19 protein-coding genes are annotated in these 23,858 nt (G+C 60.2%); 6 read left to right on the top strand and 13 right to left on the bottom strand.

Features of this window, described 5'->3' with window-relative positions; translation table 11 throughout:
• Positions 1-182: 182 nt before the first annotated feature.
• Positions 183-725, bottom strand: a complete 543-nt coding sequence (gene orn, locus POF45_RS18825; RefSeq protein WP_259498754.1) for an oligoribonuclease — start codon at positions 723-725, stop codon at positions 183-185.
• Positions 726-832: 107 nt separating this feature from the next.
• On the opposite strand from orn, the gene rsgA reads away from it, so the two are divergent.
• Positions 833-1,864 carry a small ribosomal subunit biogenesis GTPase RsgA gene (rsgA, locus tag POF45_RS18820; protein ID WP_123510832.1) on the top strand — a complete coding sequence of 344 codons (1,032 nt, stop codon included), beginning with the start codon at positions 833-835 and terminating at the stop codon, positions 1,862-1,864.
• Positions 1,865-2,041: 177 nt separating this feature from the next.
• Here rsgA and POF45_RS18815 read toward each other — a convergent pair whose 3' ends face one another.
• The 5 genes from POF45_RS18815 to motA form a co-directional block, all read right to left on the bottom strand.
• Positions 2,042-2,803 carry a hypothetical protein gene (locus POF45_RS18815; RefSeq protein ID WP_282316391.1) on the bottom strand — a complete coding sequence of 254 codons (762 nt, stop codon included), beginning with the start codon at positions 2,801-2,803 and terminating at the stop codon, positions 2,042-2,044.
• Entirely contained in the window at positions 2,797-3,954 is a 1,158-nt protein-coding gene (locus tag POF45_RS18810; protein WP_259498748.1) for a hypothetical protein, read from the bottom strand. Before POF45_RS18810 ends, POF45_RS18815 begins: the two co-directional genes overlap by 7 nt.
• A gap of 256 nt (positions 3,955-4,210) precedes the next feature.
• The gene (locus POF45_RS18805) at positions 4,211-4,480 is read right to left on the bottom strand and encodes a hypothetical protein (RefSeq protein ID WP_282316390.1); all 270 of its coding nucleotides are present in this window, start codon (positions 4,478-4,480) and stop codon (positions 4,211-4,213) included.
• A 702-nt stretch (positions 4,481-5,182) separates the two neighbouring features.
• On the bottom strand, positions 5,183-6,232 hold the full coding sequence (gene motB, locus POF45_RS18800; RefSeq protein WP_282316389.1) for a flagellar motor protein MotB: 1,050 nt from the start codon (positions 6,230-6,232) through the stop codon (positions 5,183-5,185).
• Positions 6,233-6,235: 3 nt separating this feature from the next.
• Positions 6,236-7,087 carry a flagellar motor stator protein MotA gene (gene motA, locus POF45_RS18795; protein ID WP_259498742.1) on the bottom strand — a complete coding sequence of 284 codons (852 nt, stop codon included), beginning with the start codon at positions 7,085-7,087 and terminating at the stop codon, positions 6,236-6,238.
• Between the two features lie 166 nt (positions 7,088-7,253).
• On the opposite strand from motA, the gene POF45_RS18790 reads away from it, so the two are divergent.
• The 4 genes from POF45_RS18790 (at position 7,254) to POF45_RS18775 (ending at position 12,500) form a co-directional block, all read left to right on the top strand.
• A complete protein-coding gene (locus tag POF45_RS18790) occupies positions 7,254-8,792 on the top strand; it encodes an HDOD domain-containing protein (protein ID WP_282316388.1) in 1,539 nt (512 codons plus the stop codon).
• A 42-nt stretch (positions 8,793-8,834) separates the two neighbouring features.
• Positions 8,835-9,650 carry a thiosulfate sulfurtransferase gene (gene rhdA / locus POF45_RS18785; protein WP_282316386.1) on the top strand — a complete coding sequence of 272 codons (816 nt, stop codon included), beginning with the start codon at positions 8,835-8,837 and terminating at the stop codon, positions 9,648-9,650.
• Between the two features lie 18 nt (positions 9,651-9,668).
• On the top strand, positions 9,669-10,529 hold the full coding sequence (asd, locus tag POF45_RS18780; RefSeq protein WP_282316385.1) for an archaetidylserine decarboxylase: 861 nt from the start codon (positions 9,669-9,671) through the stop codon (positions 10,527-10,529).
• Between the two features lie 189 nt (positions 10,530-10,718).
• Positions 10,719-12,500, top strand: coding sequence for a cyclic-di-GMP receptor FimW-related protein (locus POF45_RS18775; protein ID WP_282316384.1), 1,782 nt, complete (start codon positions 10,719-10,721; stop codon positions 12,498-12,500).
• Between the two features lie 144 nt (positions 12,501-12,644).
• On the opposite strand, the gene serB is transcribed toward POF45_RS18775, so the two are convergent.
• Positions 12,645-13,859, bottom strand: a complete 1,215-nt coding sequence (gene serB, locus POF45_RS18770) for a phosphoserine phosphatase SerB (protein ID WP_259498732.1) — start codon at positions 13,857-13,859, stop codon at positions 12,645-12,647.
• A gap of 135 nt (positions 13,860-13,994) precedes the next feature.
• On the opposite strand from serB, the gene POF45_RS18765 reads away from it, so the two are divergent.
• Positions 13,995-15,527 carry an AhpA/YtjB family protein gene (locus tag POF45_RS18765; RefSeq protein WP_259498730.1) on the top strand — a complete coding sequence of 511 codons (1,533 nt, stop codon included), beginning with the start codon at positions 13,995-13,997 and terminating at the stop codon, positions 15,525-15,527.
• Between the two features lie 1,024 nt (positions 15,528-16,551).
• Here the strand turns inward: POF45_RS18765 and POF45_RS18760 are convergent.
• The 6 genes from POF45_RS18760 to POF45_RS18735 form a co-directional block, all read right to left on the bottom strand.
• Positions 16,552-17,265, bottom strand: a complete 714-nt coding sequence (locus POF45_RS18760) for a PqiC family protein (RefSeq protein WP_259498729.1) — start codon at positions 17,263-17,265, stop codon at positions 16,552-16,554.
• 187 nt (positions 17,266-17,452) lie between these two features.
• The gene (parC, locus tag POF45_RS18755; protein WP_259498727.1) at positions 17,453-19,720 is read right to left on the bottom strand and encodes a DNA topoisomerase IV subunit A; all 2,268 of its coding nucleotides are present in this window, start codon (positions 19,718-19,720) and stop codon (positions 17,453-17,455) included.
• A gap of 7 nt (positions 19,721-19,727) precedes the next feature.
• A complete protein-coding gene (locus POF45_RS18750) occupies positions 19,728-20,252 on the bottom strand; it encodes a retropepsin-like aspartic protease family protein (protein WP_259498726.1) in 525 nt (174 codons plus the stop codon).
• On the bottom strand, positions 20,249-21,238 hold the full coding sequence (locus tag POF45_RS18745; RefSeq protein ID WP_259498724.1) for an esterase-like activity of phytase family protein: 990 nt from the start codon (positions 21,236-21,238) through the stop codon (positions 20,249-20,251). The genes POF45_RS18750 and POF45_RS18745 overlap by 4 nt, the downstream gene beginning before the upstream one ends.
• Positions 21,238-23,142 (bottom strand): DNA topoisomerase IV subunit B, encoded by a 1,905-nt coding sequence (gene parE / locus POF45_RS18740; protein WP_259498722.1) that lies wholly within the window; start codon positions 23,140-23,142, stop codon positions 21,238-21,240. The genes POF45_RS18745 and parE overlap by 1 nt, the downstream gene beginning before the upstream one ends.
• 42 nt (positions 23,143-23,184) lie before the next feature.
• Positions 23,185-23,793, bottom strand: a complete 609-nt coding sequence (locus POF45_RS18735) for a YqiA/YcfP family alpha/beta fold hydrolase (protein ID WP_282316383.1) — start codon at positions 23,791-23,793, stop codon at positions 23,185-23,187.
• Positions 23,794-23,858 lie beyond the last annotated feature (65 nt).

The following is a 23,858-nucleotide window of genomic DNA, read 5'->3' as shown; positions in this document are numbered from 1 at the left end:
ACAGCACCAAAAGGGGGCGGACCAGAATCGACGGCCATCCAGTTGAGGGTGACTGGACGGACGCCTTCGCGAGCAGGCTCGCTCCCACAGTGATTGTGAGTGGGCACACATTTCTGTTAACACCTCAAATCAAAGGTGGGAGTGAGCCTGCTCGCGAAGAGGCCGGAACAGGCGCCCCGGAATCAGAACTTGATGAAATGCTTGCGGTAGTGCTGCAACTCGGCAATGGATTCGCGAATGTCGTCCAGCGCCAAGTGAGTGCTGCCCTTCTGGAAGCTGTCACGCACCTCCGGCGCCCAGCGGGCCGCCAGCTCTTTGAGCGTCGACACATCAAGGTTGCGGTAGTGAAAATAGCTTTCCAGGGATTTCATGTGCGTATAAAGGAAGCGACGGTCCTGGCAGATGCTGTTACCGCAGATCGGGCTCTTGCCCTTCGGCACCCATTTTTCCAGGAAGGCGATGGTCTCGGCCTCGGCCTCGGCCATGCTGATGCGGCTGTCGCGCACCCGTTGGGTCAGGCCCGAACCGCCGTGCTGACGGGTGTTCCACTCGTCCATGCCGGCAAGAATTTCGTCGCTGTGGTGGATTGCGATCACCGGACCTTCGGCCAAGGTATTGAGATTGCTGTCGGTGACAATCGTCGCCATCTCGATGATGACGTCGGTATCCGGGTTCAGACCGGTCATTTCCAGGTCGATCCAGATCAGATTCTGTGGGTTTTGCATAAGTCGGCTCCTCGGCGTAGCTGCGCAGTTTAGCCTAGGCCGCCGCCGGGGCGTGCTAAACTCGCGACCGTTTTACCTAATCGCTGCATTATTGATACGGAACACCCATGGCCAAACGCCAACTCAATCGTCGTCAAAACTGGCGCATCGAAAAGATTCAGGGCGAGCGCGCTGCCCGCGCCGCCAAACGCGAGTCCTCGGCTGTCGAGGCACTTGAGGGCGGCGACCTGGGTCCGGAACAGACGGGCCTGGTGATCGCGCACTTCGGTGTGCAGGTCGAAGTCGAAGCGCTTGATGGCGATCTGGCCGGCCAGGTATTCCGCTGCCACTTGCGCGCCAACCTCCCGGCGCTGGTGACCGGCGACCAGGTGGTCTGGCGTGCCGGCAACCAGGGTATCGGTGTGATCGTGGCGCAACTGCCACGCAAAACCGAACTCTGCCGCCCGGACAGCCGTGGCCAGCTCAAGCCCGTAGCGGCCAACGTCGACATGATCGTCATCGTCTTCGCACCGCTGCCAGAGCCGCATGCGAACCTGATCGACCGCTATCTGGTCGCTGCTGAGCACGCAGGGATTCGTCCACTGTTGCTGCTCAACAAGTTCGACCTGATCGACGAGCAGAACGCCCCGGCGCTGAATGCCTTGCTGGCGGTTTACCGCACGCTCGGTTACCCGGTGCTGGAAGTGTCGGCCCACCACGGCAACGGCATGGAACAACTTCAAGAACAGCTGGACGGGCGCATCAGCGTGTTCGTCGGCCAGTCGGGCGTGGGCAAGTCGTCGCTGGTCAACAGCCTGCTGCCGGAAGTCGAAACCCGCGTCGGCCCGCTGTCCGAGCTGTCCGGCCAGGGCACCCACACCACCACCACCGCTCGGTTGTTCCACTTCCCTGGCGGCGGTGAACTGATCGACTCCCCGGGCATCCGCGAATTCGGCCTGGGCCACGTCAGCCGTGCCGACGTCGAAGCTGGCTTCATCGAGTTCAACGACCTGATCGGCACCTGCCGCTTCCGCGACTGCAAACACGACCGCGAGCCGGGTTGTGCGTTGCTCAAGGCGCTGGAAGATGGGCGTGTGCAGCAGCAACGGATGAATAGTTATCGGTCGATTATTGCGAGTTTGCCGGAGACTAGTTACTAAGTAGGCCGGATCATTTTCGTGACGCCACGAACATGATCAGCAGCTTCCCGTAGAAACAAAAAAAGCCGTGATTATCTCGCGGCTTTTTTTGGTTTCAGGGTGCTACTTTTTCCAGCCTCCAGCCTCCAGCCCAAGACGTCACAGCGATCCTTGAACCCGCATATGTGGAGCAATGAATTAATTCAGGCTAAAGGCTTCTTGAATGGACTTTATCAAGCGATCGCTATCCACCCCTTTGTAACCTTGGGGGTTTGACGCAAGCTCAACCGACACTTGGCTGAGAAATAACATCAAATCAAGCGCAATTCGTTCAGGCAGTTCGGTCATTCCTTCTGTCAGACCGACAGAAAGCAAAATCACATCTTTGAAATGCTTATTGATATCGCGACTGTCCACTTCCACGCCCTTCTCGAGTTGCGCCTTCTTGTTAAGCCAGGCGTGGGCCTTGAGCGGAACGAGCCGGTCAGCACCGATGTGACTGATTTCGCGTGTGTGGTCGACGCCAGCCAAGAGAAAGTTGTAATAATCATCATCGAGGATGATCGCAGACAGGCTTGCGGCTTGTTCTTCAACGGGGACTTTGGTCATTCGGGCGGCGTCATCGTGCTCCAGGCCATCTGGCACACGAGAAAAAAGCTCAATCTGAACTGGAAAAGATTTGTCCTCAGGGTTCTGGAAGCGATAGAAAACAGGGGAGCGCCCCTCAGTGCCTCCATTTTGGCGAATGGCATACCCGCCGTCCTTGATGAACTTCCAAAACTGACCTACGAACTCAAGATTAAGAGCCTCAACGACCAGCACGACATCCAGATCCTTGGTAGTTCGAAATTTCTCATCCAGAAGTTCCATGGTAATGGATGCTGCCACCCCGCCAATTAGAACGTAGCTGCCTTGGTAGTCTTTGAAATACTCTCTAAACCGGTCGATACCCACTACCATTTCACGTTCTCCATCATTTCATCCAAACACATTTGAACCCGGTCATCGTGCTCATCCTTGAGACTTAGGTAGAGCGAAAATGGGTCTACAGCCCCAGTGGCTGTGTTGCTATGCAGAGGGTCATAGCTCCAAAACTGGATACCACAGGCTGCAAGGTTTTGCGGCACCTCGTAATAGGGTGATGTGGTTTGAAATTTCGATTTTGCCGTCTTTGAAGTTGAGCTCCATACGCCGAACTCTTCTCCATATGCCGCACTCATTTTCCTGCGGTGCTCGGACTGAGCGAGTTCACGAATGTGATCGAACTGCGCAGTCGTCATTGCGAAGCTAGGTACTTTGGGACTGACGAGAAGGCTCATTTCGGCGAGGGCCGCCTCCCCTGCCAACAGTATTGGGGTGTCAAACGCCTCAGGAACTGCATTTAACCAAAGCGTTTTTTTGACCGGCGTACGCATGTAGTCTTTCGCCATATCCCAAGTTTCCTTGGGAGACAAATGGAAAAAGATTGCGGCTTCACCCATTTCCTTTCCAGGCTGAATAATGTCCAAGTCAGCCAGTTCTTTGATGGCTCTGGTGACGGTCATTTTTGCGTAAGTAAAGGATTTTTCGAAAGTAGAGCGAGTGGTTAGGAGCCGACGCTGCCATCCTTTAATCAAGAATTGAATAAGCATGGACTGGGTAGCGGGGCTCAGAACCTGAGGTTTTTCCAGGCGCTGCCTGTAGTACTCACGCAAATCCATTCCAAATGCAGGGAGGTAGAGCTGGTTTCCTGGCACGATGAACTGGACACCTTTCTCGACCAGTCGCTTTCGGTCATAGCTTGGGAGCGTATCTGTGACGAAGATCATGAGGTCGGCGATTTCGGGCGACTTCTTCAGCGTCTGAAGGTTGTTGATTGCCTGCATATGCTTGGCAATATCAGGAACGCTAACTTCGCGCTGTTGTCGCTCCTTGAGGATGAGACACTTGGCGCCCAAGATTTCCGTGACGAGAAATTCGTATCGATCACGCAGCGCATACGGAAGGATTTTGACGTGTTCCCACGGTGCTAAACGAAGCCTTAGACCAAGCACGCTCTCTACGTAAACCTTGAGCTCGATCAAATCGCGTCTCTCATGGAAGTCGTTTTCGTCGCTCGTAAAATCAACCATGCTCATTCTTCCGTATCACGATTTCATCACGATATCAGACGGCCTGATAGCGTGTAAAATTCCTGATATTCACCAGTCAAATCGGACGCAGAATCTGGACAAGCATTGATAAATGCGGACGCTTTGCATGGGCGTACGCCCACGCAAAGCATGGCGTATAGCGGCCGACTCGCTAAGTCTAAAGATGGTGTCTGCTTTGGTGGACACCATCGCTATAAGGAACGTGAGTTACGCAATGATCGTGGCCTTCTGATCTTCAGCTTGTGGTTTTTTCCAGCTTCCACCCCAACGCATCCAAGGCGTCACACCCATCCTGAATCAACATATGTGCAGCATTGGCGAAATGCTCCAGATCGTGACCTTCGGCGTCTTTGACGCACAGGCAGGTGACGCTGTTGAGCAGATTGCGCGCGGCTTTGAGTCGGTGGACGGCGGTTTCAAGAAGATCGGAAGCGCGGGCTTCAGTGTCGATGTACAGCGTCGGGCCGACGCTGAAATTGCCTTGGAGCGGGTGGTACTTAGCCATAGATCAAAACTCCGTTGACTGTCGAAAGGTGCATCTGTATTTCGACCGGCTAAGATCGTTCACCGCGTTGGCAGCGACGGCAGAACTATAGGCTGATGCTTGCACGACTGAGAACCCCAGCGCGGAATTTCAGACCGTTCCTACAACCACCAATCTCACCAGCAAACCGCTTCCAACAGGAAAACGCGACCCACCTGACAATCAGGTCGGCTATCAGGCCGCCTCGCGGTGCTGTTGCGGTGTTCGCCCCCTCGAGAGGCCGAGTGGAGGTTCTGCGCAGTGGGCAACCCGGCATGGATGCCGGGTTAGCCGCCCCCGGCCATGGATGGCCGATGGCGGCGGGCCCACGGAGCAGGACCGGAGCGAGGGCATGCCGAGCCTGGGCGAGGCACCGAACGACAGGGGCAAAAGCGCTTTGGTTACTTTCGCGCTTTTCGAAAGTGACTCGCTGTAAGAGCGAAACCCTAGGCGGCCGTTACCGCAGCAATGGATATGTACACCACCCTCAAAACCTCAGTCGCCTGACACAAAGCCATCGCGAGCAAGCTCGCTCCCACAATTGATCGATGCGCATCTGCAAACGACAGGTTGGCTACCAAGCCGCCTTCGCGGGCAAGCCTCGCTCCTACAGGGATCGTGCCCACGCTGAAAATGAAAGCCGCACAAAAAAGCCGACATCTCTGTCGGCTTGATTGTTGTGGGTCACTGCTTAGGCGGATCCGCCGGCTTGGCCGGTTCGCCCGGTTTCGGCGCAGCATCCTCAAACAGATTCAAACGCTCGCGCAGCTCATGGGCCGGCACCGGTTGCTTGTCCGCAGGCAAGGCATTCGGATCGACCGGTGTGGCCGGCGTGCCCGGGGCTTCACCTGGCGCGCCCTGCCCCGGTATGGGTGCAGGCTCTGAACCTTGCGAACCTTCGATGGCTGCCTGGGCCTTCTTGGTCAGGACGACAATATCGATGCGGCGGTTGACCGGGTTGAACGGGTTTTCCCGATCGAACAGGGCCGACGAGGCATAACCGACGACGCGTGCCACTTGCGAGTCCGGGTAGCTGCCTGCCACCAAAGCACGACGGGCGGCGTTGGCACGGTTGGCCGACAATTCCCAGTTGCCGAAATCGCCGGTGCCGGTGTACGGCTTGGCATCGGTGTGGCCGCTGATGCTGATCTTGTTCGGCACCGCCTTGATGGTGTCGGCCATGGCCAGCAGGATGTCTTCGAAATACGGTTTCAGGCGCGCACTGCCCGAGTCGAACATCGGCCGGTTCTCGGCATCCATGATCTGGATACGCAAGCCGTTCGGGGTGATCTCGAACAGGATCTGGTCCTTGAACTTCTGCAGTTGCGGGTTCTCGTTGACCTTGTTTTGCAGTTCTTGCAGCAGCAGTTCCAGACGCTCTTTTTCGACCTGCTCGGCCATGCCCTCAACCTGATCGGTATCGACTGTCACCTTGTCCGGTTGCGGCTGGGATTTCACCTCGGGGTTGAGGGTATTTTCCGGCGCCAGGGTCGGTGTGCCGCCCAGGTCGATGATGTACGGCGTGCCGCTTTCGGAGAAGCCGACCGGGTCCTTGAAGTAACCGGCGATGGCGATCTTCTGTTCCGGCGTCGCGGTGGACAACAGCCACAGCACCAGGAAGAACGCCATCATCGCCGTGGCGAAGTCAGCGAAGGCAATTTTCCAGGCGCCCCCGTGATGCCCACCGGCGATGCGCTTGACGCGCTTGATGATTATCGGCTGATTATTTTCCATGACTTAGCGACCGCGAACCGCTTGTTCCAGCTCAGCGAAGCTAGGACGGTGTGCCGGGTACAGAACCTTGCGCCCGAACTCCACCGCCAGCGAAGGCGGCATGCCGGAAGCCGATGCCACCAAAGAGGCCTTGATGGCTTCGTAGACGTTCAGTTCTTCCTTGGCGTCGTGGGCCAGGGAGTGAGCCAGCGGGCCGAAGAAACCGTAGGCCGCAAGAATACCGAAGAAGGTACCGACCAGTGCCGCACCCACGTGCAGGCCGATGGATTTCTGATCGCCTTCACCCAGGGATGCCATGGTCACCACGATACCCAGTACCGCCGCGACGATACCGAAACCGGGCATGGCGTCGGCGATGCCGTTCACTGCATGGGAGGGGTGTTCGAGGTCTTCCTTGAGGCTGTACAGCTCCATGTCGAACAGGCCTTCCAGCTCGTGCGGAGCCATGTTGCCGGAGGACATGATGCGCAGGTAGTCGCAGATGAACGCGGTCATGCGTTCGTCTTTGAGCACGGCCGGGTACTTGGCGAAAATCGGGCTCGCGGAGGCGTCTTCGATATCGCCTTCGATGGCCATCATGCCTTCGCGGCGGCTCTTGTTGAGGATCTCGTAGATCAGGCCCAGCACTTCAAGGTAGAAGGTGTGGGTGAAGCGCGAACTGAACATGCCCAGGGATTTCTTGAGCACGTGCATCGTCATGTAGCCGGGGTTGGCCTGGAGGAATGCACCAAGGGCCGCACCACCGATGATCATCACCTCGAAGGGCTGGATCAGGGCGGCAATCTTGCCGTGGGAAAGCACGTATCCGCCGAGCACGCTCGCGAATACGACGATGATGCCGATAATTTTAGCCATAGGTAGGAGAGTACTTACTGAGTCGGGTTCAAGGTCATATTCGGAAGTTAAAAAATCTCTTCTTCTACTTATCGGCAAAACTGCGCCAGACTATAGCCAGTTCAGGCGAAAAGCCAATTTAGCCCGCGCCGGGCGTGTTTGCAGCCGATGATGATCCCGTCCAGCCATGGCTAATGAAACGAACGTTCCAACTGCAAAACCGACCACGCTCGAAGGCTGGGTCAAGCTTCTCGATGGCGTGCGCCTGCCGGTTCCGCAGGAAAGTCACGACCGCGTCTGCAGGGCCATTCGCGATAACCGCAGCTCACTGCGCGACATCGCCAATCTGATGCAGGACAGCCCCGCCCTGGCGCTCAGCGTGATCCGCGAAGCCAATCGGCATACCCAGGGCAGCATGACCGAGACGGCAGAAAACCTGGAAGTGGCGATCAATCGGCTCGGGCTCACACGCACCGAAGAACTGCTCGCCCGCCTGCCTGCAGTGCCACAAGCGCAGATCCCCGTTGCCTTGCGTCAGCTGCAATTGATCAGCCAGCACGCGACGCAACAGGCCAACGGTTTTTTTGCCAGCCGCCTGGCGCGGCTGTGGCAGGACATTCACTGGGGCAGCCTGCTGTTCCTCTCGCCGCTGTGGCCCCTGGCGTTGACTCACCCCAAGTTGCTCGAAGAATGGGAACTGCGGGTGATCCACAAGGGCGAGTCGGCGCACACGGTGGAAAAGCAATTGTTCGGTGTGCGCCTGCTGCAAATCTGCCAGACGCTGGTGGATATCTGGCGCCTGCCAATCTGGGTGCAGCAGGGTTATCGGCTGCTGCTCACCGAGCAACGCGAACTGGTGAAAGTCCTGCGCATTGCCCGCGATAGCGAACACCCACTGCGCCAGCAAAACCGCCTGGATGACGATCCGACCCTGCGCAACTGGCTCAATCAGCCGGCCAATACCGTGCTACTGGCCAACGGCCTGGCGTTGTCGGCGCAACAGGCCTGGGATTGCCCGCACAGTCAGCGCTGGCAGTACCTGACCAGCCTGTACCTGCAAATGCCGATGGACGAGGTGCAGCAGCAATTGCACCAACAGGCCGCCAACAGCGCCCGCCAGCACGCCATGCCGGACCTCTGGCACCCGGCAATCTCATTGTTGTGGCCATGGGGCCAGAACCGTGTTCATGCTGGCCTGCTGCCCGCACCGGCGCCGACCACCGAAGACCTGTCCCAGTGGCGCAAGCAATGTGCCGAATTGCTGGAGGAGCCGAGTCGCTTCACCAACGCCATGCACCTGACCAATTCGGCACGCGATGCACTGGTCGCCTGCGGCATGCAGCGGGTGATGATCCTGATGGCCGACCGCACGCACGCCAACCTGCGAGTGCATCAAACGGCAGGGCTGCCCAAAGAGGTAGCCGGCCTGAGTTTTGTGGTCAGCCAAAGTCCGGTATTGCAACGCTTGCTCGCACAGCAGGCCCAGGTTCGCCTGACCCCGACCAACAACGCCCAATTCTCCGCACTGCTGCCCGCCAGCCTGCGTTCGCAGTTTCGTGGCGAGCATCTGCTGCTGCGCTCACTGGTCAACAATGGCCGGGTAATAATGGTGGTCGTGGCCGATCAGGGCGGCGGGCCGTTCTCGGAAATCACCGTGCAAGCCTTCGGCAAAACCGCACAGTGTATCGAGAAAGCGCTGCGCAGCTTTAGCCAACGCGGCCAATGATGCTGCGTTACAATCTCCCCCTTTGTGCTCTGGAGACCTCAAATGTCTGACTTCTCTGGCTTGCCGCTCGTGATCGAACCGAGCGACTTGCTCCCTCGGCTCGACGCCCGCGAACTGATTCTGGTGGACCTGACCAGCCACGCCCGCTACACCGAGGGCCATATCCCCGGCGCGCGCTTTGTCGACCCCAAACGCACTCAGTTGGGTCAGCCTCCGGCGCCGGGACTGATGCCGCCACAAGCGTCACTCGAAGCACTGTTCGGTGAGCTGGGACACCATCGCGACGCAGTCTATGTCGTCTATGACGACGAAGGCGGCGGTTGGGCCGGGCGTTTCATCTGGCTGCTGGACGTCATCGGCCATCGCAACTACCACTATGTCGACGGCGGGCTCACGGCCTGGCTGGCAGAAGGCTTGCCGATGTCGATCCAGATTCCGGCCCCGGTCGGCGGCCCGGTTTCACTGACCCTGCACGACGAACCGACGGCTACCCGCGAATACCTGCAAAGCCGTCTCGGCGCTGCTGACCTGGCGATCTGGGATGCCCGTGGCCCGCTGGAGTACTCCGGTGAGAAAGTGCTGGCGGCCAAGGCCGGCCATATCCCCGGCGCGGTGAACTTCGAATGGACTGCCGGCATGGATCAGGCGCGCAACTTGCGCATCCGCTCGGACATGCCGCAGATCCTCGAACAACTCGGCATCAGCAAAGACAAAGAAGTGATTACCCACTGCCAGACTCACCACCGTTCTGGCTTCACCTATCTGGTGGCCAAGGCTCTCGGTTATCCGCGAGTCAAAGGCTACGCTGGCTCCTGGGGCGAATGGGGCAACCATCCCGACACCCCCGTAGAGATTTAAGTTTTTCAAGGACAGTCAATGAATAAGCGTTTGTTTATCCTCAGCCAATACCTGCTGCCCCATCACCTGCTGTCGCGCCTGGCCGGCTGCATCGCCGAATGCCGCGTGCGCTGGTTCAAGAACGCCTTTACCGCCTGGTTCGCCAAGCGTTATCAGGTGGACATGTCCCAGGCGCTGGTCGAAGACCTGACCGCCTACGAGCACTTCAACGCGTTCTTCACCCGTGCACTGAAGGACGGCGCTCGCCCGCTGGACGAAACACCGGGCGCGATCCTCAGCCCGGCCGACGGCGCAGTCAGCCAGCTCGGCCCGATCGAGCACGGTCGCGTATTCCAGGCCAAGGGCCACAGCTTCAGCGTGCTGGAATTGCTGGGCGGTGATGCCGCCAACGCGGCGCCGTTCATGGGTGGGGATTTCGCCACTATTTATCTGTCGCCGAAGGACTACCACCGCGTGCACATGCCGCTGGCCGGCACCCTGCGCGAGATGGTCTACATCCCGGGCCGGATTTTCTCGGTCAATCAGACCACCGCTGAAAACGTCCCGGAGCTGTTCGCCCGCAACGAGCGCGTGGCATGCATTTTCGACACCGAGCGCGGGCCGATGGCCGTGGTGCTGGTGGGCGCGATGATCGTGGCATCGATTGAAACCGTGTGGGCCGGGCTGGTCACACCGCCTAAACGCGAGCTGAAAACGTTCCGCTACGACGAAGCCGCCCGTGCGCCGATCCATCTGGAAAAAGGTGCGGAGCTGGGTCGCTTCAAGTTGGGTTCGACCGCTGTCGTGCTGTTCGGGCCGAATCAGGTGAAGTGGGCTGAAGAGCTGGGTGCCGGTACTCCGGTGCAGATGGGCCAAGGCCTGGGCTTGCCGAACGCCTGATTCAAGTCTGAACACCCTTCCTGTGGCGAGGGAGCTTGCTCCCGCTTGAGTGCGCAGCACTCACAAAATCGACTGTTGTCGTCAGCATTTTGGGGCCGCCACGCGGCCCAGCGCGAGCAAGCTCGCTCGCCACAAGTTATGTGATGCCTGCACCCCGCGCAGGTTGCGATACCTGCTATGGTTTTCGGTATGACCGAGACCATCATCCTGCCGTCACTCAGCGCTCCAATCCCCACACAGTTGCGCCTGTCATTCTGTGAAGCCACCCCGCGCGACCTCAAACGCTGGATCGCCAACCTGCCCAAAGCCAATATCGGCGAAACAGCCCGTCAGTTGTATCAAGGTCTGGGCGAACTCAACCAGTTGCTGACTCCCAGCGACAATCGCATGCACCTGCTCGAATTGCTGCGGCCCGAGGTGTATTACGTCTGCAAGCACCTGGAGCGGCATTTCCTGCATCAGGCGATTGTCCTTGATGAGCGCTCGCGCAAGATCGCCAATCTCTGTCAGGCGCTGCAAAGCCAACTGGCCGTCGGCTACAAACAGATCGTCCTGCGTATCGTCCCGCGTTTCAGCAATCACCGCGCGCCCCTGCTGACCCAGGCCCTGCAACGGGCAATCCATTGCCTGAACGGCCCGTTGTTCCGCGCCACCCAGCTCTATAGTCCTGTGCCAGAGGGGTTGTGGCTGGAACTGCATCAGCTGTACCGCATTGGCTGCGAACATCGGCTTGAACACCTGAAGATACGCGATGATCTGGCCAGCCAGATCCACGAGCTGAGCATTGAGCAGACCTATGTGGCGGCCCTGCTGCTAGGCGCCTCGCGCAGCAATCAATTGCGCCAGAACCAGATTGCCCGGCTGGCCGAAGTGCTGGAACCCTGGAGTCAATGGATCACATTGAAACCCGGCACGCCGGGCGATGAACTGTTTGCCGTTGCCACCGACCTCGACATTGGCCCCCGCTACCGCTCCAAATTCCGCGCCGAGCAACAGGCGAGCTTGCTGGGACTCGACCTGCAACCGCTGGTGGTAGCCATCGAAGCGCATCTGCAGCAGCCGAACGACGACTCATCACCTCTGTCGGTCCCGGCGGGCTTGAGCGTGGACACTTTGCAACACCTGCACGCCGCCTGGGGTCAAGCCGCCGAGCGCAGTTTTCAGCGCACCGCTGGCCAAGGCACCTTGACCCTGTGCGTGGGCATGAGTGCGTTGCATTTTTATCTGGGTGGGCAGCGCTCGTTCAGCGACATCCTGAAAAACCCCGCCGCCCGGCAGGCGCGGTTTACGGCGACGGCTCCGACCGCGGGTGAACAGGATCGCTGGGGTCAGGCTTTCGATGCCGCGCCCAATGGCAACGCCAACGAACTGCTGCCCTACGAAGAAATCGAATACCCGCAGTTGCAAAGCGACGACGGCCATGAGGTGGCCGATGCCAACCGGCACTTTCCCACCTACGCATTGCCGGTAATCAACCACAGTCCAGGCGGTTATTGCCTGGCCTGGTCCGGCGAGGTGCCCGCCGAACTGCAAGCGGGTGAAATGGTTGGCGTCGAAGATTCTGCCGGTCAGGGCTGGAGCATCGCCGTGGTGCGCTGGATCCGCCAGGTTCGCGGCGGCGGCACACAAATGGGCATCGAACAGGTCGCCCCTTATGCCGAGCCTTGTGGGCTGCAACTGGTGCGCTCATCGGATGCTCACAGCCACTATTTGCGGGGTTTGTTGCTGCCGGAAATCAGCGCCATCGACCTGCCCGCCACCCTGCTCGCCCCACGCCTGCCCTTTCAGGAAGGCAATAAAGTGCTGATCAACACCAACGGCCAGGAACGCCGCGCCGGGCTGGATCGGCGGGTGTCGAGTACCAACAGTTTCAATCAGTTTGCTTATCGTTCGCTGGAGGCGAGCAAAAACGGCAACACCGCTGTTGGCGGTGTTGAGCAGGAGTTTGATTCTTTGTGGCAGTCGCTTTGAGTGTCAGACAGGCGTTTTGCGGTGCTGCCGCCGCGAGCAAGCTCGCTCCCACAATAGATCTTCAGCGAACACATGTTTTGTGGGCGCCAGAGAAAATGTGGGGCGGGCTTGCTCGCGAAGAGGCCCTGTCAGTCAATACAAGATTCAGAGCTGCCCATCACGATCCCTGAAGCCCAACAGATAAAGCACACCATCTAGCCCCAGCGTCGAAATCGCCTGCTTCGCCGACTGCCTGACCAGCGGCTTGGCGCGGAACGCCACGCCCAGACCTGCAATCGCCAGCATCGGCAGGTCATTCGCACCGTCGCCGACGGCAATGGTCTGCTCCAGACGCAGCCCTTCCTTGTGCGCCAGTTCACGCAGCAGATCGGCCTTGCGTTGCGCATCGACAATCGGCTCGATGGCGACGCCTGTGACTTTACCGTCGACCACTTCCAGTTCGTTGGCAAACACGTAGTCGATGCCCAGCTTGGCCTGCAACTGCTTGGCAAAGTAGGTGAAGCCGCCCGACAGGATCGCCGTCTTGTAGCCCAGGCGCTTGAGTTCGGCGAACAGGGTTTCGGCGCCTTCGGTCAAGCGCAGCGAGGCGCCAATGGAGTCCAGCACGCTGACGTCCAGCCCTTGCAGCAAGGCCAGGCGCTCCTTGAAGCTGGCACGAAAATCCAGTTCACCGGCCATGGCCCGTTCAGTGATTTCCGACACCTGGTCGCCGACGCCAGCGGCCTTGGCCAGTTCGTCGATGACTTCGGCTTCGATCAGCGTCGAGTCCATGTCAAACACCGCCAGACGCCGGTTGCGACGGAACAGCGAGTCTTCCTGGAACGCGATATCGACGTTCAGCTCCTGCGCCACATTGAGGAATTCGGCACGCAACGCCTGCGGGTCCGCCGCTTCGCCACGCACGGAAAACTCGATGCAGCCCTTGCCCTTGTCAGCCGGCGTGTCCAGCGGCATGCGCCCGGAAAGACGATCGATATGGTCGATGTTCAGGCCATATTTGGCGGTGATCGCGCTCACAGCCTGCAATTGTTCGGCAGTCACTTTGCGGGTCAACAGGGTGACGATGTGGCGCTTTTTGCCCTGATTGCCCACCCACTGCTGGTAATCCGCTTCGGACACCGGCGTGAAACGCACCTGCTGATCCAGCTTGTAGGCGGTGAACAGAATGTCCTTGAGCACCGACTTGCCTTGCTCGGTGTCGGGAATTTCAACCAGGATGCCGAACGACAGGGTGTCGTGGATCACCGCCTGACCGATGTCGAGAATGTTCACACCACCTTGGGCCAGAACGCCGGTAATGGCCGCAGTCAGACCCGGACGGTCGACTCCCGTGATGTTTATCAGGACGATTTCGCGCAAGGCGCACCCCCGCAGGTGGAAAAAAACCGCATTCTACCCACTTTCAGTGACCATCGGGCACCGTCAGCGCTTTGCCGGTCTGGGGCCTGTCGCTATACTGCGCGTCAACTTCACGGACAAAAGAGCCGAGCTCAAGTGAACCGGCCCACGCCAGTAAAAACCGATAACTTCTTTCTGCTGATCTTCCGGGCACTGCGCCATCGCCGTGTACCGATTGCATTGCGCATTGCCAGCCATAACGTGATCCTGGTCGCTTTGGCCCTGGTGATCTACGCCTGTGTAATGGGTTTGCAGTTCAAGCAGGCCATGCACGAGCAGGCAGATGCGCTGGGCGAAAGCCTGACCACGCAGACAGCGACCTCGGCCACCGAGCTGCTGGTGTCCAACGACATCCTCAGCCTCAACGTGCTGCTCAACAACCTGACCAAGAACAAGCTGGTGGCCCACGCCGCCATCTACAGCGTGGATAACCGCATCCTCGCCGAAGCCGGTCAGCGGCCCAAGCACAGCCTGCTGGGCGAAGCCGAAGGCATGTACGAGAGCAAGATCACCTTCCAGGACGTGACCGCCGGCCAACTGCGCATCAGCCTGGACATGGACCAGTTCCAGCAGCCGATGACCATCAGCCTGCAAAGCATGGGCATCCTGAGTGCGATCCTGCTGGCCCTGTCCCTGGCCTTGAGCCTGCGCCTGGGCCGGCACATCTCCACGCCGCTGCTGCAATTGCGCGTGTGGCTGCGCAACATCGACGAATACACCCCGGCCACCGAGCGTCAGGACGAGATCGGCGACCTGGCCCGCCAGCTGCACGCCAATTTCGCCCCGGAGCGGGTCGAACCCGAGCCGGTGCCTGAGCCGGAATTCGACGACAGCGACTACGATGACGCCGACGACAACGAGCCGAGCTTCGAAGTGCGCAACCTGCGCGACCCGAGCTTCGATGAAAGCCGCCCTGTCGCTGCTCTCAAACCGGCGCCACGGCAGGTGGTCAGCACCGTCGAAGACGAGGACGACGAAGACCCGTTCGCCGATTTGCGTGACGAGTCGGCCAGCAGTGCGCCGGCCCCCGTCGCCAAGACGCCGACCCCTAGCGTGCCGCAGCACAGCGCCGTTCTGGCGGTGCAGCTGGGCGCTCAGGATCAACTGCGCCGCTTGCCTCGCACACGACTGGAAGAACTGCTCAAACGCTACCGCGACTGCCTCGATCAGGCCGCTTCGCTGTACCAGAGCGAGCTGCACACCCTGAACGATGGCAGCACACTGATGCTGTTCCACACCGAAGACAGCGGCGACGACTACCTGACCAACGCCATCTGCTGCGGTGAGCTGTTGCGGGCATTGGGGCATCAGTTGCAGATCGAAGTTGCCGACAGCGGCATCACCCTGCAATTGCAGCTGGGCCTGACCCTGGGCGACGAGTTGTTCGGCCTGAGCCAGATCGACCTGCTGCTGACCGAGTCAGCCCAGGACGCCTTGGCCCTGTCGCAACACAGCCGCAACCTGCTGCTGGTGGAGCGCAAGATCGGCGATGACGCGCTGATCCGTCAGCGCGCACGGATCCGGCCGATTGCCAGCCCTGAGGGCGCTTGCTGCGTCGAGCGGTTGATGGAGCCTTATCCATCGATGCTGGAACGGCAACTGGCGCGGATGCATGAGCGTCGGGCGTAACGGTTAGCCTGCTGTAAAAAAGCCCGCAGACACGTGATTGTCTGCGGGCTTTTTGTTGTCTGTTCCGGCCTCATCGCGAGCAAGCTCGCTCCCACATTTGCTCTGCGGCGCATGCAGAAGGCAGCTCCCTGAAGATCCACTGTGGGAGCGAGCCCGCTCGCGATGAGGCCAGGACAGGCACCACAGATCGCCGGCGCATGCAGAAGGCAGCTCCCTGAAGATCCACTGTGGGAGCAAGCTTGCTCGCGATGAGGCCAGGACAGGCACCACAGATCGCCGGCGCATGCAGAAGGCAGGTCCCTGAAGATCCACTGTGGGAGCGAGCTTGCTCGTGATGAGGCCAGGACAGGCACCAAGGATCGCCGGCGCATGCAGAAGGCAGCTCCCTGAAGATCCACTGTGGGAGCGAGCTTGCTCGCGATGAGGCCAGGACAGGCACCACAGATCGCCGGCGCATGCAGAAGGCAGCTCCCTGAAGATCCACTGTGGGAGCGAGCTTGCTCGCGATGAGGCCAGGACAGGCACCAAGGATCGCCGGCGCATGCAGAAGGCAGGTCCCTGAAGATCCACTGTGGGAGCGAGCCCGCTCGCGATGAGGCCAGGACAGGCACCAAGGATCGTCGGCGCATGCAGAAGGCAGCTCCCTGAAGATCCACTGTGGGAGCGAGCTTGCTCGCGATGAGGCCAGGACAGGCACCACAGATCGCCGGCGCATGCAGAAGGCAGGTCCCTGAAGATCCACTGTGGGAGCGAGCTTGCTCGCGATGAGGCCAGGACAGGCACCACAGATCGCCGGCGCATGCAGAAGGCAGGTCCCTGAAGATCCACTGTGGGAGCGAGCCCGCTCGCGATGAGGCCAGGACAGGCACCAAGGATCGCCGGCGCATGCAGAAGGCAGGTCCCTGAAGATCCACTGTGGGAGCGAGCTTGCTCGCGATGAGGCCAGGACAGGCACCACAGATCCAATCGCCAGAAACAACAAAGCCCGCATCTCGGCGGGCTTTGCTTTGAATCCATCCAGGCCTTAGAACCTGAACACTTCCATATCGGTGCGAATCGGCGAAGCCATCGGGATCTTCGGCTGCTTGTCCTGCTCGGCTGCCGGTGCTGCTGGCTTTGGAGCCGGTTTGCGCGGCACTTCAGCAACCGGTGGCTGGTTGGCCAACGGCTTCAGCGCGTCCGACAGTTGCCCGGCCAGACGCTGCAGCAACACACCCTGAGCCTGGACCTGAGCGGCGGTACCGCCGGCGTGCGGCTCCTGCAAATGCACAATACGGTTATCGCGGACCTGGCCACGACGGTCGATCAAACGCCATTGCGCATCGAGGATCGCCGGTTGCGTCTCGCCCGAATCCAGTCGAGTGATGGTCAACAGCACCTGCACATCCGGGGCAAAGCCCAGCGTGGCCGGTGCCAGGACTACACGTTGGCTGTCCAGATGACCGGCAACCTGACGCAGCAACAGTTGGTCGATGTCGGACGACAGGCTGCCAGCCCAACGACCGTCGGTCGAGGCTTGCAGGCTGCCATCGGGCTGGCGCTGCAACAGGGTTTCACGTTGCAGGTAGTCGGCAATCGTTACCGGGCCCAGCAAAACGGCCATGCCCGCGCTTTGCGCAGGCTGAACCGGACTTCCGCTGTCCAGTTGATACAGCGACACCGGCTGGTGAACGCTGCAACCCGCCAGGCCAAGAACGCCGGCGAGCATCAGAATAAAAGGAAGGCGCAGAGCAGTCATCGTCCCATCCAGGTGGCCGCCACAAGGCTGACCACTATGAAAAATACTCAAAAAATATGAAGAACGCTCGGCCACGCCGGCGCTTGAAAGGCCATATCATCCGTGAATATGCGTTCCGACTCCAGCGTCAAAGCGTCGATCTACGCGTTAAATCGCAGATCAACGTCTCTAGAACGCCTAATTCAGATTAATTGAGATTTTCGACGAGCAGCGCATCGACCCTCTGGAAGCCCCTTGGCAACTTGTTGCCACGGCGTCCACGCTCACCTTTGTAGTGTTCGAGGTCGTCGGCTTTCAGTGACAAGGTACGTTTTCCAGCCTGCAACACCAGCGTTGCACCGTCCGGCAGAACGGCGATGTCCGTCACATATTCTTCACGACTGGCCACGCGTTCACCGGAAATCCCGATGATCTTGTTGCCTTTGCCCTTCCCTAATTGTGGCAGATCGCTGATTTTGAAGATCAGCAGCCGACCTTCGGTGGTCACCGAGGCCAGCCAGTTGTTCTCGCGATCGGAGACCGGACGCGGCAGGATGACTTTCGAGTTGTTCGGCAGGCTCAGCAGGGCCTTGCCGGCCTTGTTCTTGGCCTGGAAGTCCTCGCCCTTGACCACAAATCCGTAACCGGCGTCGGACGCGATCACGTACAGCGAATCGTCTTCAGGCATCAACACGCATTCGAAACTTGCCCCTGGCGGCGGCGTCAGGCGACCGGTCAGCGGTTCGCCCTGGCCACGAGCCGATGGCAGCGTGTGCGCGGCCACCGAATAGCTGCGTCCGGTGGAGTCGATAAACACCGCAAACTGGTTGGAGCGCCCGGCAGCCAACGCCTTGAAGCCGTCGCCGGCTTTATAGGAAAGCCCGGTGGCGTCGATTTCGTGGCCCTTGGCGGAACGCACCCAGCCTTTTTCCGACAACACGACCGTCACTTTCTCGTTCGGCAGCAGGTCGTGCTCGGTCAGGGCCTTGGCTTCGGCACGTTCGACGATGGGCGAACGGCGGTCGTCGCCATAGGTTTCGGCGTCCTTGATAATCTCGGTGCGCACCAGCTTTTTCAGCTTGGCTTCGCTGCCCAGCAGGGCTTGCAGCTTGGCTTGTTCCTTGAGCAGTTCATCCTGCTCGGCACGCAGCTTCATCTCTTCCAGTCGCGCCAACTGACGCAGGCGGGTGTCGAGGATGTAGTCGGCCTGGATTTCGCTCAGGGCGAAACGCGCGATCAGGCTGGCCTTCGGGTGTTCCTCGGTACGAATGATGTGAATCACTTCATCCAGGTTGAGGTAGGCAATCAACAAACCGTCCAACAGGTGCAGGCGACGCTCGACCTTGTCCAGACGGAATTGCAGACGACGACGCACGGTCTGCACCCGGAATTCCAGCCACTCGACCAGCAGCGCTCGCAGATTTTTCAGCTGCGGCTTGCCGTCCAGGCCGATGATGTTGATGTTGACCCGGTAGCTCGACTCCAGCTCGGTGCTGGCGAACAGGTGCTGCATCAGCGCGTCGTGGTCGAAGTTTTTCCGCACACCCGGAATGATCACGATCCGACACGGGTTTTCGTGGTCGGATTCGTCACGCAGGTCAGCAATCTGCGGGGCCTTGGACGGCTTGGCCTGCATCATCGCGGCGATCTGTTCCAGCACCTTGGCGCCGGACACCTGATGCGGCAGCGCGGTGACGATGATGTCGCCGTCTTCGACGTGATACACGGCACGCATGCGCACCGAACCACGACCGGTTTCGTAGATTTTCAGCAGGTCGGCACGCGGCGTGATGATTTCCGCTTCGGTCGGGTAATCCGGGCCCTGAATGTGTTCACAGAGCTGTTCGACTGTGGCTTTGGGCTCATCGAGCAAGCGCACACAGGCCGTGGCGACTTCGCGCAGGTTGTGCGGCGGAACGTCAGTGGCCATGCCCACGGCGATGCCAGTGGTGCCATTGAGCAGGATGTTCGGCAAACGTGCCGGCAGCACCAGCGGCTCGTCGAGGGTGCCGTCGAAGTTCGGGCCCCAGTTCGCCGTGCCCTGCCCCAACTCGCTGAGCAGCACTTCGGAATAACGCGACAGCCGCGCTTCGGTGTAACGCATGGCGGCAAAGGACTTGGGATCATCCGGCGCCCCCCAGTTGCCCTGGCCGTCCACCAGCGTGTAGCGGTAGCTGAACGGCTGGGCCATCAGCACCATGGCTTCATAGCAGGCCGAATCGCCATGCGGGTGGAATTTACCGAGTACGTCACCGACGGTACGCGCCGATTTCTTGTGCTTGGAATCGGCGTCCAGCCCCAACTCGCTCATCGCATAGATGATGCGCCGCTGTACCGGTTTCAGGCCGTCGCCGATATGCGGCAGGGCACGGTCCATGATCACGTACATGGAGTAGTTGAGGTAGGCATTTTCGGTGAAGTCAGCCAGTGACCGGCGCTCTACACCGTCCAGGCTGAGATCAAGGGAGTCGCTCATGCGGGCCTCATTGGTTCGTTGTCTGGCGCAGCAGCATGGTGCCACCGCGCTGGGTAAATTCAAGTTTGTTCAGGGCGCTCATGCCGAGCAGCACCTGATTGCCTTCCAGGCCGGGGGCGACCAGCGCCCGGACATCGTGCAAGACGATGTCGCCCAGTTGCAGGCTGTTGATACGGGTCCGGTAGCCCTGGCTCAGGCCATTGGCCGTGCTCAGGGTCACACCGAAGCCCTCTTCAAGCTTCAATCGTTGCGCAAGGCCCGCCGGGATCGACACATCCGTGGCCCCGGTATCGAGCATGAAATCCACCGGCTGGCCGTTGATCTGGCCACTGGCGACAAAATGTCCCTGGGCGTTGCCGAGCAGTTTCACTTCGACAAAACCTGCACCCTGCTGCGACGTCACCACCGCATTGGGGTTTTCCTGACGCTGTTCCCACTGGCCAAAAAATCGCGTTAGCAGAAACAGCCCCGCGCACCAGGCCAGTATCATCAACACCCGACCGGCGCGCTTGCCCGGCGGTTGCTGGCTCACGGCTTGGCGCTCCAGCCACCTTCAGGCGCGGCGAAGCGCCAGACAATCGGGCGTTTTTCGCCATCGGCACGGGCGCCGTCGTTGTTGTCGATGCCAATCCAGGCGCCATCGGCGTCCACCACCAGCGCTTCCGTCAAGCCATAGGCCTGTGGATAACGTCGATGTTCCTGCAACGCTTCGTCGGCAAATGACCAGCAGCGCTCGACCTTGGCCGTCACCGCATCACGACGACAGACCTGAAACGCGTTGCGCTCAAGGGTAAACAACTTGCCGTTGAACAAGGACAGGTCGGCAAAATCCCGGGATACCGCTTTTGCCTTGGGAAACTGAGCCGGCTGCATCTCCTTTCCGGCTTCGCTCAGCAGCACACAGCCACCGTCGCAATCCCAGACGGTTTGCTTGCGCTTGATCAGCAGCAGACCACGGCGCTCGCGCTCGGCGGCCAGCCACAGCGTGTCGCCAGCCGGGTTGATTGCCAGGCCTTCGAACAACGCATTGAAGTGCAGTAACATGCCGCTGGCGCGCGCTTCACGCACCAGCATTGGCGAAATTTTCAGCCACGCCGCAGGCCCCTGCGGCGGGACTTGCAGCACGGCGGCATGGGCTTCGCTGACGATATAGCGATTGCCTGCGGCGTCACAGGTAATGCCCTCGAAATCCAGATCACCGCCACGTACGAACGAGGCCGCCCAGGTCCGCGAACTCAAGCCCCAGGGCAAGCCGCTGTCGGGCACGGGCGGTACGTCGATGCGCACGGTTTCGGCTTTCCAGAGCGGGTCGGTGGTGTCGAGACGATAGATTTGATCATCGTCCCGGTCCGACACCGTCCACAGATCCTTGCCACACTGCGCCAGCCCCGACAGGTTGCCGCCACGCATCCCTTCAACAGGATGCTCGGCCAGCAGACGCAACTCCGGCACCGGTTCGGCAGAGGCCATCACCGACGTCAGCAGCAGCGCACATGCCAGAGCAAAGCGCAGACGCATCAGCCCAGAACCTCGGCCAGGTTGCCTTTGGATTCCAGCCAGGACTTGCGATCACCGGCGCGTTTCTTCGCCAGCAGCATGTCCATCATCTCCGAGGTCGCTTCGAAGTCTTCCAGGGTCAACTGCACCAGACGGCGCGTGTTGGGGTCCATGGTGGTCTCGCGCAACTGCGGCGGGTTCATTTCACCCAGGCCTTTGAATCGGGTGACCTGCGGTTTGCCGCGTTTCTTCTCGGCTACCAGTCGGTCGAGAATGCCATCGCGCTCGGCTTCGTCGAGGGCGTAGTAGATCTCTTTGCCCAGGTCGATGCGGTACAGCGGCGGCATGGCAACGTAGACGTGACCGGCATCCACCAGCGGGCGGAAATGCTGGACGAACAATGCGCACAGCAAGGTAGCGATGTGCAGACCGTCGGAGTCGGCGTCGGCGAGGATGCAGATCTTGCCGTAACGCAGTTGGGCGATGTCCGCCGAACCCGGATCAACCCCGATGGCCACGGCAATGTTGTGCACTTCCTGGCTGGCCAGCACTTCGCTGCCATCGACTTCCCAGGTGTTCAGAATCTTGCCGCGCAACGGCAGGATCGCCTGGAATTCTTTATCCCGCGCCTGCTTGGCCGAACCGCCAGCGGAATCACCTTCCACCAGAAACAGCTCGGAACGCATCGGGTCCTGCCCGGCACAGTCTGCGAGCTTGCCCGGCAGTGCCGGCCCTGCGGTGATGCGCTTGCGCTCGACCTTCTTGCTGGCCTTGAGGCGACGGCCGGCGTTGTTGATCGCCAGCTCCGCCAGCAGCATGCCGGTTTCCGGATTGGCGTTGAGCCACAGGCTGAACGCGTCCTTGACCACACCCGAAACAAACGCCGCCGCTTCACGGGATGACAGACGCTCCTTGGTCTGGCCGGAGAATTGCGGCTCCTGCATTTTCATCGACAGCACGAAAGCAATACGCTCCCAGACGTCTTCCGGCGCCAGCTTCACACCGCGCGGCAACAGGCTGCGGAACTCGCAGAACTCGCGCATGGCATCGAGCAAACCTTGGCGCAGACCGTTGACGTGAGTGCCACCCTGCGCCGTCGGGATCAGGTTGACATAACTTTCCTGGACGCTGTCGCCGCCTTCCGGCAACCACAACAGCGCCCAGTCGACCGCTTCCTTGTTACCGGCCAGGCTGCCGCAGAACGGCTCGTCCGGCAGGCGTTCGAATTCGCTGACGGCGTCTACCAGATACGAGCGCAGGCCGTCTTCGTAATGCCATTCGACTTTCTCGCCGGTGGCCTTGTCTTCAAAACTGACCAGCAGCCCCGGACACAGCACGGCCTTGGCCTTGAGCACGTGTTTGAGGCGGCTGATGGAGAATTTCGGCGAATCGAAGTATTTCGGGTCCGGGGCGAAGAACACGCTGGTGCCGGTGTTGCGCTTGCCGACGGTGCCGACCACTTCCAGCTCGGTTTTTTTGTAACCGTCGGCGAACGTCATCTGGTATTCGTTGCCGTCACGCTTCACGCGTACCCGCACTTCGGTGGACAAGGCGTTGACCACGGAAATACCCACCCCGTGCAGACCGCCGGAGAACTGGTAGTTCTTGTTGGAAAACTTGCCGCCCGCGTGGAGCTTGGTGAGGATCAGTTCAACGCCCGACACGCCTTCTTCGGGGTGAATGTCCACCGGCATGCCGCGCCCGTCATCGCTGACTTCCAGCGAGTGGTCGGCGTGCAGGATGACCTGCACCGAACTCGCGTGCCCGGCCAGTGCTTCATCGACGCTGTTGTCGATGACTTCCTGGGCAAGGTGGTTCGGCCGACTGGTGTCGGTGTACATGCCGGGGCGTTTACGCACCGGGTCGAGGCCCGAGAGGACTTCGATGGCGTCTGCGTTATAAGAGCTAGCGCTGGGAGTGGCCATGGGGTCTCGTCGTCAGTCGTTCATGAAAATAGGGGGCGAGGCTCACAATGCAGTGAAGTCAATCGCCTGATACAAATCTGCGCCGATGCCGGCAAAACTCAGCATTGCCGGCAATTGTTCGGCAAAGCCTTGAAAACCATGGTCGCCGCCGGCCTGGATGCGCAAGGCACAGGCCCGGTAATACTGCTGGGCGTGGCGATAGTCCAACGTTTCGTCGCCGGTCTGCAACCACACCTGATAACGCTGCGGATCCCGGGGCGCCGGCACTTCCAGCTCGGCCAGAGCCGTCACATGGTCGTGGGTCAATTCCCAGGTCTCATCGGTATACAGGTTTTTCTGGGTTCCCAGATACCCGTCGAACATCCGGTGCGGACTGACGGCCGGGTTGATCAACAGGGCTTTCAAGCCAAGGCGCTCGGCCAGGTGAGTGGCATAGTAGCCGCCGAGTGAGCTGCCGACCAGCAGCGGCCGCCCCAGCGCCTCAATCGCCTGCTTCAGCTGACCGATGGCCTCGCGGGGGTGGTGATGCAGGGCCGGAACAGCCAATTGCTCGCTCAAGCCCAGACGCTCCATCACCTGAATCAACTGCGTGGCTTTTTTTGAGGCCGGCGCACTGTTGAAACCGTGGATATAAAGGATCGAACCGGACATTTGAACTCCCTGGGCGTCGGGTAAAGAGGCGCAGTTTACAGGGAGACGGGGGGATCGGGGGATAG

This window comes from Pseudomonas fungipugnans (genome assembly GCF_029955235.1).
Lineage (GTDB): Bacteria > Pseudomonadota > Gammaproteobacteria > Pseudomonadales > Pseudomonadaceae > Aquipseudomonas > Aquipseudomonas fungipugnans.
Note: the sequence above shows the minus strand (reverse complement) of the source record. Positions and strands in the feature narration are given on the sequence as shown.

What these genes read in the sequence shown, in the direction of transcription:
- POF45_RS18810 (WP_259498748.1), bottom strand. Translation starts at nt 3,954, where the DNA reads ATGGTTGATTTTACGAGCGACGAAAACGACTTCCATGAGAGACGCGAT.
- POF45_RS18805 (WP_282316390.1), bottom strand. Translation starts at nt 4,480, where the DNA reads ATGGCTAAGTACCACCCGCTCCAAGGCAATTTCAGCGTCGGCCCGACG.
- POF45_RS18760 (WP_259498729.1), bottom strand. Translation starts at nt 17,265, where the DNA reads ATGACTGCTCTGCGCCTTCCTTTTATTCTGATGCTCGCCGGCGTTCTT.
- POF45_RS18735 (WP_282316383.1), bottom strand. Translation starts at nt 23,793, where the DNA reads ATGTCCGGTTCGATCCTTTATATCCACGGTTTCAACAGTGCGCCGGCC.
- POF45_RS18775 (WP_282316384.1), top strand. Translation starts at nt 10,719, where the DNA reads ATGACCGAGACCATCATCCTGCCGTCACTCAGCGCTCCAATCCCCACA.
- parE (WP_259498722.1), bottom strand. Translation starts at nt 23,142, where the DNA reads ATGGCCACTCCCAGCGCTAGCTCTTATAACGCAGACGCCATCGAAGTC.
- POF45_RS18790 (WP_282316388.1), top strand. Translation starts at nt 7,254, where the DNA reads ATGGCTAATGAAACGAACGTTCCAACTGCAAAACCGACCACGCTCGAA.
- orn (WP_259498754.1), bottom strand. Translation starts at nt 725, where the DNA reads ATGCAAAACCCACAGAATCTGATCTGGATCGACCTGGAAATGACCGGT.
- asd (WP_282316385.1), top strand. Translation starts at nt 9,669, where the DNA reads ATGAATAAGCGTTTGTTTATCCTCAGCCAATACCTGCTGCCCCATCAC.
- rsgA (WP_123510832.1), top strand. Translation starts at nt 833, where the DNA reads ATGGCCAAACGCCAACTCAATCGTCGTCAAAACTGGCGCATCGAAAAG.
- motB (WP_282316389.1), bottom strand. Translation starts at nt 6,232, where the DNA reads ATGGAAAATAATCAGCCGATAATCATCAAGCGCGTCAAGCGCATCGCC.
- POF45_RS18815 (WP_282316391.1), bottom strand. Translation starts at nt 2,803, where the DNA reads ATGGTAGTGGGTATCGACCGGTTTAGAGAGTATTTCAAAGACTACCAA.
- parC (WP_259498727.1), bottom strand. Translation starts at nt 19,720, where the DNA reads ATGAGCGACTCCCTTGATCTCAGCCTGGACGGTGTAGAGCGCCGGTCA.
- motA (WP_259498742.1), bottom strand. Translation starts at nt 7,087, where the DNA reads ATGGCTAAAATTATCGGCATCATCGTCGTATTCGCGAGCGTGCTCGGC.
- POF45_RS18745 (WP_259498724.1), bottom strand. Translation starts at nt 21,238, where the DNA reads ATGCGTCTGCGCTTTGCTCTGGCATGTGCGCTGCTGCTGACGTCGGTG.
- rhdA (WP_282316386.1), top strand. Translation starts at nt 8,835, where the DNA reads ATGTCTGACTTCTCTGGCTTGCCGCTCGTGATCGAACCGAGCGACTTG.